Below are 7,713 nucleotides of genomic sequence, written 5' to 3'. Positions count from 1 at the left end.
GGCCTTCGCGGCCGATGACCGCTCCCACGGTAGAACGAGAATTCCTGTGGGAGCGGTCCGTGGCCGCGAAGGGCGTGGCGCGGTTTTCAGCCTGGCAAGGCAATCCGCCGCCCTGCGTACTCCGCCTCGGGCTGTTGTCGCTGCGCCTCGAAAGCCTCGGCCAGCGCCGCCAACGAAGCTTCCCCGAACACCGCCGACTTCGGCCCTTTCAAATCCACATGCAAGAGCATCTGCTCGCTGGCCGCCAGCACCTCGTCAGCGCCTTGCAGGTGCAGCGTGTGGTACACCTGCACCCTTTTGCGGTCATGGGCCAGCACCCGCGTACGCACCTGAACCTCGACGCCCAATTTCACTTCACGCAGATAGTTGAGATGACACTCCAGCGTGAACAGCGAGCGCCCGTCACGCTGCGGATCGACGTCGATACGCTCCATGAACGCATCGGTGGCGTAGCTGAAGATCAGCAGATAGAACGCATCGCGCAGATGCCCGTTGTAGTCCACCCACTCCGCGAGCACTGGCGTCTGGTAGGTGATCATTCGGCGAAGCTCATGCCGTGCCGGGCCTTGGTCACTCGTACCGCGTCCAGCACCGCCAGCAGGCAATCATCGCGATAGCGCTCCAGGGCGCCAATGCTGTGTTCGCCCAACTGCGCCGAAGTGCCCGCGACCACCTCGTCGATCAGCGAATCGGTCAGCTCCGGCGCCGGCAGGTAGGTCCAGGGCAGCTTCAGCGCCGGGCCGAACTGGTTCATGAAGTGCCGCATACCGGCGTCGCCGCCCGCCAGGGTGTAGGTCAGAAACGTGCCCATGAACGACCAGCGCAAACCGGCGCCAAAGCGAATGGCGTCGTCGATCTCGCCCGTGGTAGCCACACCGTCGTTGACCAGGTGCAAGGCTTCGCGCCACAGCGCCTCGAGCAGGCGGTCGGCGATGAAACCGGGCACCTCCTTGCGCACGTGCAACGGGCGCATGCCCAGGCTTTCGTACACGGTGATGGCCGCCTGGATCGCCTCGGGCGCGGTGTGTCGGCCGCCGACCACTTCCACCAGCGGCAGCAGGTAAACCGGATTGAACGGATGGCCGACCACGCAGCGCTCCGGGTGTGTGGCGCCTTCATAGAATTCGCTGGGCAGCAGGCCCGAGGTGCTGGAACCAATCAAGGCGTCGGGCTTGGCGGCGGCGCTGATTCGGGCGTGCAGGTCCAGTTTCAGTTCCAGCCGCTCTGGCGCGCTTTCCTGGATGAAGTCGGCGTCGCGCACGCAGTCCTCGACCGTGGCCACGAAGCGCAGCCGCGACTGCGCGGCACCCGCCGCCAGGCCTTGCTTGACCAGCGCCGGCCAGGCATTGGCGACGCGCTGGCGCAAGGCGGCTTCGGCGCCGGGCGCCGGGTCCCAGGCCACCACGTCCAGGCCATGGGCCAGGGCGCGGGCGACCCAGCCGCTGCCGATGACACCGCTGCCCAGGGCGGCGAAGGTTTTTATGTGGGTGATGTAGGTCATGGGTCATTCCTGGAGAGGTGTGTGGGGGATGCGGGCCTCTTCGCGGGCAGAGCCCGCTGCCACATGGGATCTTTGTGGGAGCGGGGCGGGCGGCGAAGCTTCTACCCGCGAAGAGGCCTGGAGAGCACCAAAAAAATCAGCGGCTGACGAGGTTCATCTTTTTCCGCCCTTCAGCCGGTGTCAGCACCCTGGCGCCCAGCCGGGTAAGGATCTCGCCGGCGCGTTCGACCAGTTGACCATTGGTGGCCAGCACGCCTTTCTCCAGCCAGATGTTGTCTTCCAGCCCGACCCGCACGTTGCCGCCCAGCAGCACCGCCTGCGCGGCCATGGGCATCTGCATGCGCCCGATGCCGAAGCCGGCCCACACCGCGCCCGCCGGCAAGTTGTCGACCATGGCCTTCATGGTGGTGGTATCGGCCGGCGCCCCCCAGGGGATGCCCAGGCACAACTGGAACAGCGGATCGTGCAGCAAGCCTTCCCTGATCATCTGCTTGGCGAACCACAGGTGGCCGGTGTCGAAGATTTCCAGCTCGGCCTTCACGCCCAGCTCGGTGATGCGTTTGGCACCGGCACGCAATTGCGCGGGGGTGGAGACGTAGATGCTGTTGCCGTCGCCGAAATTGAGGGTGCCGCAATCCAGGGTGCAGATCTCCGGCAGCAACGCTTCGACGTGAGCCAGACGCGCCAGCGGGCCGATCAGGTCGGTGCCGGGGCCGAACGCCATCGGCGTTTCCCCAGGGCCGATCTCGAGGTCGCCGCCCATGCCGGCGGTGAGGTTGACGATGATGTCGATGTCGGCCTCGCGAATGCGCTCCATGACTTCCCGGTACAGCGCCACGTCGCGACTGAAGCGGCCGGTCTGTGGATCGCGGACATGGCAGTGCACGACCGTGGCGCCCGCCTTGGCTGCCTCTACGGCGGCGGCGGCGATCTGTTTCGGCGTGACCGGAACATGGGGGCTTTTCGCGGTGGTGTCGCCAGCACCGGTCAAAGCGCAGGTGATGATGACGTCGTGGTTCATTGCGGGGGATCCTTGAGGTGTGTGTCTGAGGTAACGCGGTCGCCGCCGGACGCGGCTTGCGCCGCTGCTACAGGGGATTGCGGTGTGTCTGAGGTAGCGCGGTTGTTGCCGGACGCGGCTTGCGCCGCTGTCTGTTTCCCGTGGGAGCGGTCATCGGCCGCGAAAAGGACCACGCGATCAGGCTGATGCGCCGCGGTGCCTGGTTCGCGGCCGCTGACCGCGCCTACGCAGAATATGCACGGCCGTGATCAGATCGCGGCAGGCTTGCCGTCGAAGGTGGTGACGCCCTGCAGCCAGCGCTGGCGGTCCTGGGGGTGGTCCTTGAGCCATTGCCGTGCCGAGTCGAAGGCGTCCTTGTGCTCCAGCAGCGGCTGCATCATTCGGCTCTCGTCTGCGGCCGTGAAGGTCAGGTTGCTCAGTAGTTTGTCCACGTTCGGGCAGCGGCTGGCGTAGTCCGGCGCGGTCACTGTCCACACGGTGGCCATGCCCTCGTTCGGGCCCAGGGCATCTTCACTGCCGCTCAGGTAGGTCATGTCCTGATTGACGTTCATCGGGTGCGGTGCCCAACCGAAGAACACGATCGCCTCGTTGCGCTTTACCGCGCGCGTCACTGCCGAGAGCATGCCGGCTTCACTGGACTCCACCAGTTGAAAGTCGCCCAGGCCGAAGCGGTTCTTGGCGATCATGTCCTTGATCTGCGTGTTGGCGCCCGACCCCGGTTCGATGCCATAGATCTTGCCGCCCAGTTCCTTCTTGAATTTGGCAATGTCGGCGAAGCTTTTCAGGCCTTTGTCGGCCAGGTAGGTCGGCACGGCCAAGGTGGCACGGGCGTCCTTCAGGCTGGGCTCGGCCAGCACACGCACCTGCTTCTGTTCCACGAAGGGGGTGATGGTCTGGGTCATCAACGGGTTCCAGTAACCCAGAAACATGTCCAGGCGCTGGTCGCGGATGCCGGCGAAGATGATCTGCTGGGACGCGCTGGTCTGTTTGACGCTGTAGCCCAGGTCGTCGAGCAGCACCTGGGTCATGGCGCTGGTAGCGATCACGTCGGTCCAGTTGACCACGCCCAGGCGTACGTTCTTGCAACTGGCCGGCTCCGCGGCGCTGGCCGTGCCGGTCAACAGCGCGGTACCGGTAAGCATCAGCAGGCAGCAGCTGATCAATCTGTTCATGATGGCTCCCTCAGGCGGCAGTGCGAATTGTTATGGGGGCGGCGTCTGCGCGCCGTTTGCATAAGGTACGCAGGCCCTTGCGGGAAAAAGCGCACTGCGGCGACCGGCTCTTGCACAGTGGCGACGTGGTGGGTATTAGTGGTGTTTCATAAAGGCCCTCTTCGCGGGCAGAGGGCTCGACGCCCGCCGCGCTCCCACAGGATCGCGCCGCAGAAATCACCGAGCTCACCATGGCCCAAGACTTCCACTTCCTGTTGCTGCCCGGTTTCTCCGCACTGGGCTTCATCTCGGCGATCGAACCGCTGCGCGTGGCCAACCGCTTTCGCGGCGAGCTGTACCGGTGGCAGGTGCTGAGCCTGGACGGCGGCGCGGTACTGGCCAGCAACGGCATGTCGGTGAATGCCGACGGCGCGCTCGGGTCGCTGGCCAAGGGCGCGACGTTGCTGGTGGTGGCCGGGTTCGAGCCGTTGGCGACTTTCGATGGGGCACTGCGCGACTGGCTGCGCCGCCTGGATCGCGAAGGGGCGACTCTGGGCGGCATCGACACTGGCAGTTTCGTGCTCGCCGAAGCCGGTTTGCTGGAGGGGCATCGCCTGACCCTGCACTGGGAGGCGCTGGGCGCGTTCAAGGAGTCCTATCCGCAACTGATGCCGACCCAGGAGCTGTTCGAGATCGACCGCAGCCGCATCACCTGCGCCGGTGGCACGGCGTCCATCGATCTGATGCTCGACCTGATCGGCCAGGCCCATGGCAGCCCGCTGGCCATCCAGGTGTCCGAGCAGTTCGTGGTGGGGCGCATTCGTCCGCGCAAGGACCACCAACGCATGGAAATCGCTTCACGCTACGGCCTCAGCAACAAAAAACTGGTGCAGGTGATCGGCGAGATGGAACAGCACACCGAGCCGCCGCTGAGCACCTTGCAGTTGGCCGAACTGGCCAAGGTCACCCGGCGCCAGTTGGAGCGCTTGTTCCGTCTGCATCTGGACGATACGCCGAGCAACTTCTACCTGCGCCTGCGCCTGGAGAAAGCCCGGCAGCTGCTGCGCCAGACCCAGATGAGCGTGCTGGAGGTGAGCATTGCCTGCGGTTTCGACTCGCCGTCGTATTTCACCCGCAGCTACCGGGCGCGCTTTGCCCGCTGCCCGCGGGAAGATCGGCGCGGGCGCGAGTCGGAGTAGGTCGTTCACCATGCAGCGGCCGTGCCGACGCCTTCGCGGCCACTGACCGCTCCTACTGATGGAATGTGTTCGTGCCGTAGGAGCGGTCTGTGGCCGCGAACACGCCAGCACGGCCAATGCATATGTACCGTTCTGGCACGGCAGGCGGCCGCTAACCTGCGCGCTCATTCAGCGATAAAGGAATCATCGAAATGAGCAAGCAAGTCATGGTTGCGCCAATCCTGGCGGTGGCACTTCTGGCGCTGGCCGGGCCGGCAACGGCGGCCTGGTACGACTGCCGGGTCATCGACAACCAGGCCGACGACGCCTGGAACAACACCCTGGTGGATCTGCCGGTAGAAGCCGACAGCCTGGCGGATGCCGAGCACAAGACCCGTGCATTCGTGGCGCAGGACCCCAGCAATCCGACGGACATCGGCCTGGACTGCCGGTTGAACGAGGAGGAATGAAAGACGGCTGTTGACCGTTTCAGCGCGCCTTGAGCAGTACCGCGCAGGCAGCCTTGTAGGCTTCGTGCTGGTATTTGTTCAAGCTGCCTGGCAGTTCGGCCAGCTTCTTGGCCTGGGCGCTGATGGTCTGCGGCGACACCAGCACCGCCTCGCAGCCTTCGAGCAGCTGCAGCACGCCTTCGATCTTGAAGGTGGTCGGCCCGCCGGCGAACTCGCCTTTCTTGCCGCGCTTCTTGATGGCGAGCATCTTCAACCCGTTGTCGCCGACGAAAGCGGCCACCTGCTCGCGAAACTGCCGCACGTTCGCCGCGATGTCATCGTCTTCCAGCGCGATTTTCTTGAGCGAAGTGGAAAGATGCGCCAACGCTGAACCGTCGTATTCCACCACGGCAAAGATCGCTTCGCTGCCCTTGATCTCGACCCCGACTATTTTCACGCTCACTCCAGGCCCACCGATTGCAGGAACTCGGAACGCTCGTCGCTCTTCTGCGCGCGACAATCGTTCTGGGCAATGTCATAGGCCTTGGTGCCTTTGCCGGCATTGACCGTGTACACGTCGCAATCGGCATCGCGCGATTTGGCCCACAGGTCCTGGGCAGTCTTGAGCCTGTCGGTGAACGCCTTGAGTTCGGGCGAGCCTTTCGGGAACTGGGAATTGATGCGGTCGAGCAGGTCGGTGTACGACTCGCTCATCTCGGTTTCCGATGTCTTGCGGTTGTAGGCCGAGCAATCGTAGCTCTGCTGATCGGTTTCGACGTTATCGCACGGGGTGGGGCCATCGGACTCTTCGGCCTGGGCGGCGAAGGACAGCAAGGCAAGCATCAGCAGCGTGAATCTCATGAGGATCTACCTAACCCGTTGAGCAGGACAATTGCCGCTGATTCTGTCTCAGGGGCGCTGGAAAGCATAGGGGCGCAGCGATGGCAGGCGGTTTATTTCATGGAGTGGCAGGCTCAAGCCGGTCACCCGTGGGAGCGGTCTGTGGCCGCGAAGGACGCACGGCGCGATACCTGATTCACCGCGGCGTCCCGTTCGCGGCCGATGACCGCTCCCACAGAGGGCTTGCGGAGGCGCCTGTGGTCATCTTTAGAATCGCGCGTTGACGCTTTCGGCAATTCCCCTGTCGTTTTTGCATCCGGTCGCCCTGTCGCGCAGGCATATGCTGGCCCCATGAAGCGCCGACATACGATTCGACGCCTGACTTGCCTGATGGGGACTGCCCGATGAGCCCAGCCGAACTGCACGCCGACAGCATCGTCATCGACGGGCTGATCATTGCCAAATGGAACCGCGAACTGTTCGAGGACATGCGCAAGGGCGGCCTGACCATGGCCAACTGCACGGTGTCGGTGTGGGAAGGTTTCCAGGCCACCATCGACAGCATCTGCAAGAGCCAGAAGCTGATGCGCGAGAACAGCGACCTGGTGATGCCCGTGCGCAGCACCGCCGACATCCGCAAGGCCAAGGAAACCGGCAAGACCGGCATCCTCTTCGGCTTCCAGAACGCCCACGCCTATGAAGACCAGATCGGCTACGTGGAGGTGTTCAAGCAGCTGGGCGTGGGTATCGTGCAGATGTGCTACAACACCCAGAACCTGGTCGGTACCGGCTGCTATGAGCGCGACGGCGGCCTGTCCGGGTTCGGCCGTGAAATCGTCGCCGAGATGAACCGTGTGGGCGTGATGTGCGACCTGTCCCACGTCGGCTCCAAGACCAGCGAAGAAGTCATCCTCGAATCGAAGAAACCGGTGTGCTACTCCCATTGCCTGCCGTCGGGCTTGAAAGAACACCCGCGCAACAAGTCCGATGAAGAGCTGAAATTCATCGCCGACCACGGTGGCTTCGTCGGCGTGACCATGTTCGCGCCGTTCCTGGCCAAGGGTATCGATTCGACCATCGACGACTACGCCGAAGCCATCGAATACACCATGAACATCGTCGGTGAAGACGCGATCGGCATCGGCACCGACTTCACCCAGGGCCACGGCCAGGACTTCTTCGAATACCTGACCCACGACAAGGGCTATGCCCGGCGCCTGACCAGCTTCGGCAAGATCATCAATCCGCTGGGCATCCGCACCGTGGGCGAGTTCCCCAACCTGACCGAAACTTTGCTCAAGCGCGGCCACAGCGAACGCGTGGTGCGCAAGATCATGGGCGAGAACTGGGTCAATGTCCTCAAGGACGTCTGGGGCGAGTGAATACCTCTGGAGCCTACTGCGCTCGCCGATAGCTGCGTCAGGTCCTCGCGAAAAGCTCGCCGTACCTCGGTACTGTCTCGCCTTTCGCTCCGGTCCTTCCTTGCTCTCGACGTGCTCGCTACGGCTCCAAAGGCATTCACACAACTGTCTATCTACGAGCAAAGCGATTCTGCGTTGCTTTCTCGAATCAT

9 protein-coding genes are annotated in these 7,713 nt (G+C 63.8%); 3 read left to right on the top strand and 6 right to left on the bottom strand.

What is annotated here, in order from left to right; translation table 11 throughout:
* Window positions 1-86 precede the first annotated feature (86 nt).
* From IFT98_RS18735 to choX, 4 genes are all read right to left on the bottom strand, one after another.
* The gene (locus IFT98_RS18735; protein ID WP_192051039.1) at window positions 87-539 is read right to left on the bottom strand and encodes a thioesterase family protein; all 453 of its coding nucleotides are present in this window, start codon (window positions 537-539) and stop codon (window positions 87-89) included.
* Complete coding sequence (locus tag IFT98_RS18730; protein ID WP_192051037.1) at window positions 536-1,501, bottom strand: L-carnitine dehydrogenase; 966 nt, start codon at window positions 1,499-1,501, stop codon at window positions 536-538. The genes IFT98_RS18735 and IFT98_RS18730 overlap by 4 nt, the downstream gene beginning before the upstream one ends.
* 136 nt (window positions 1,502-1,637) lie before the next feature.
* Window positions 1,638-2,522 carry a 3-keto-5-aminohexanoate cleavage protein gene (locus IFT98_RS18725; protein ID WP_192051035.1) on the bottom strand — a complete coding sequence of 295 codons (885 nt, stop codon included), beginning with the start codon at window positions 2,520-2,522 and terminating at the stop codon, window positions 1,638-1,640.
* Window positions 2,523-2,770: 248 nt separating this feature from the next.
* The gene (choX, locus tag IFT98_RS18720) at window positions 2,771-3,694 is read right to left on the bottom strand and encodes a choline ABC transporter substrate-binding protein (protein WP_192051033.1); all 924 of its coding nucleotides are present in this window, start codon (window positions 3,692-3,694) and stop codon (window positions 2,771-2,773) included.
* Between the two features lie 230 nt (window positions 3,695-3,924).
* Between choX and IFT98_RS18715 the strand changes: the two genes are divergently transcribed.
* Together IFT98_RS18715 and IFT98_RS18710 are read left to right on the top strand one after the other, a co-directional pair.
* The gene (locus IFT98_RS18715) at window positions 3,925-4,872 is read left to right on the top strand and encodes a GlxA family transcriptional regulator (protein ID WP_192051031.1); all 948 of its coding nucleotides are present in this window, start codon (window positions 3,925-3,927) and stop codon (window positions 4,870-4,872) included.
* A gap of 191 nt (window positions 4,873-5,063) precedes the next feature.
* On the top strand, window positions 5,064-5,321 hold the full coding sequence (locus tag IFT98_RS18710) for a hypothetical protein (protein WP_192051029.1): 258 nt from the start codon (window positions 5,064-5,066) through the stop codon (window positions 5,319-5,321).
* Window positions 5,322-5,340: 19 nt separating this feature from the next.
* Here the strand turns inward: IFT98_RS18710 and IFT98_RS18705 are convergent, their stop codons facing one another.
* Both IFT98_RS18705 and IFT98_RS18700 read right to left on the bottom strand, forming a co-directional pair.
* Window positions 5,341-5,757, bottom strand: a complete 417-nt coding sequence (locus IFT98_RS18705; RefSeq protein WP_192051027.1) for a DUF3010 family protein — start codon at window positions 5,755-5,757, stop codon at window positions 5,341-5,343.
* Between the two features lie 2 nt (window positions 5,758-5,759).
* Window positions 5,760-6,161 carry a lysozyme inhibitor LprI family protein gene (locus IFT98_RS18700; RefSeq protein ID WP_122479788.1) on the bottom strand — a complete coding sequence of 134 codons (402 nt, stop codon included), beginning with the start codon at window positions 6,159-6,161 and terminating at the stop codon, window positions 5,760-5,762.
* A 383-nt stretch (window positions 6,162-6,544) separates the two neighbouring features.
* Between IFT98_RS18700 and IFT98_RS18695 the strand changes: the two genes are divergently transcribed.
* Entirely contained in the window at window positions 6,545-7,522 is a 978-nt protein-coding gene (locus IFT98_RS18695) for a dipeptidase (RefSeq protein ID WP_122479787.1), read from the top strand.
* Window positions 7,523-7,713 lie beyond the last annotated feature (191 nt).

Origin of the sequence: Pseudomonas sp. CFBP 8770, from assembly GCF_014841705.1 — a bacterium.
Classification (GTDB): domain Bacteria; phylum Pseudomonadota; class Gammaproteobacteria; order Pseudomonadales; family Pseudomonadaceae; genus Aquipseudomonas.
Note: the sequence above shows the minus strand (reverse complement) of the source record. Positions and strands in the feature narration are given on the sequence as shown.

What these genes read in the sequence shown, in the direction of transcription:
- IFT98_RS18715 (WP_192051031.1), top strand. Translation starts at nt 3,925, where the DNA reads ATGGCCCAAGACTTCCACTTCCTGTTGCTGCCCGGTTTCTCCGCACTG.
- IFT98_RS18700 (WP_122479788.1), bottom strand. Translation starts at nt 6,161, where the DNA reads ATGAGATTCACGCTGCTGATGCTTGCCTTGCTGTCCTTCGCCGCCCAG.
- IFT98_RS18735 (WP_192051039.1), bottom strand. Translation starts at nt 539, where the DNA reads ATGATCACCTACCAGACGCCAGTGCTCGCGGAGTGGGTGGACTACAAC.
- IFT98_RS18730 (WP_192051037.1), bottom strand. Translation starts at nt 1,501, where the DNA reads ATGACCTACATCACCCACATAAAAACCTTCGCCGCCCTGGGCAGCGGT.
- IFT98_RS18710 (WP_192051029.1), top strand. Translation starts at nt 5,064, where the DNA reads ATGAGCAAGCAAGTCATGGTTGCGCCAATCCTGGCGGTGGCACTTCTG.
- IFT98_RS18725 (WP_192051035.1), bottom strand. Translation starts at nt 2,522, where the DNA reads ATGAACCACGACGTCATCATCACCTGCGCTTTGACCGGTGCTGGCGAC.
- choX (WP_192051033.1), bottom strand. Translation starts at nt 3,694, where the DNA reads ATGAACAGATTGATCAGCTGCTGCCTGCTGATGCTTACCGGTACCGCG.
- IFT98_RS18695 (WP_122479787.1), top strand. Translation starts at nt 6,545, where the DNA reads ATGAGCCCAGCCGAACTGCACGCCGACAGCATCGTCATCGACGGGCTG.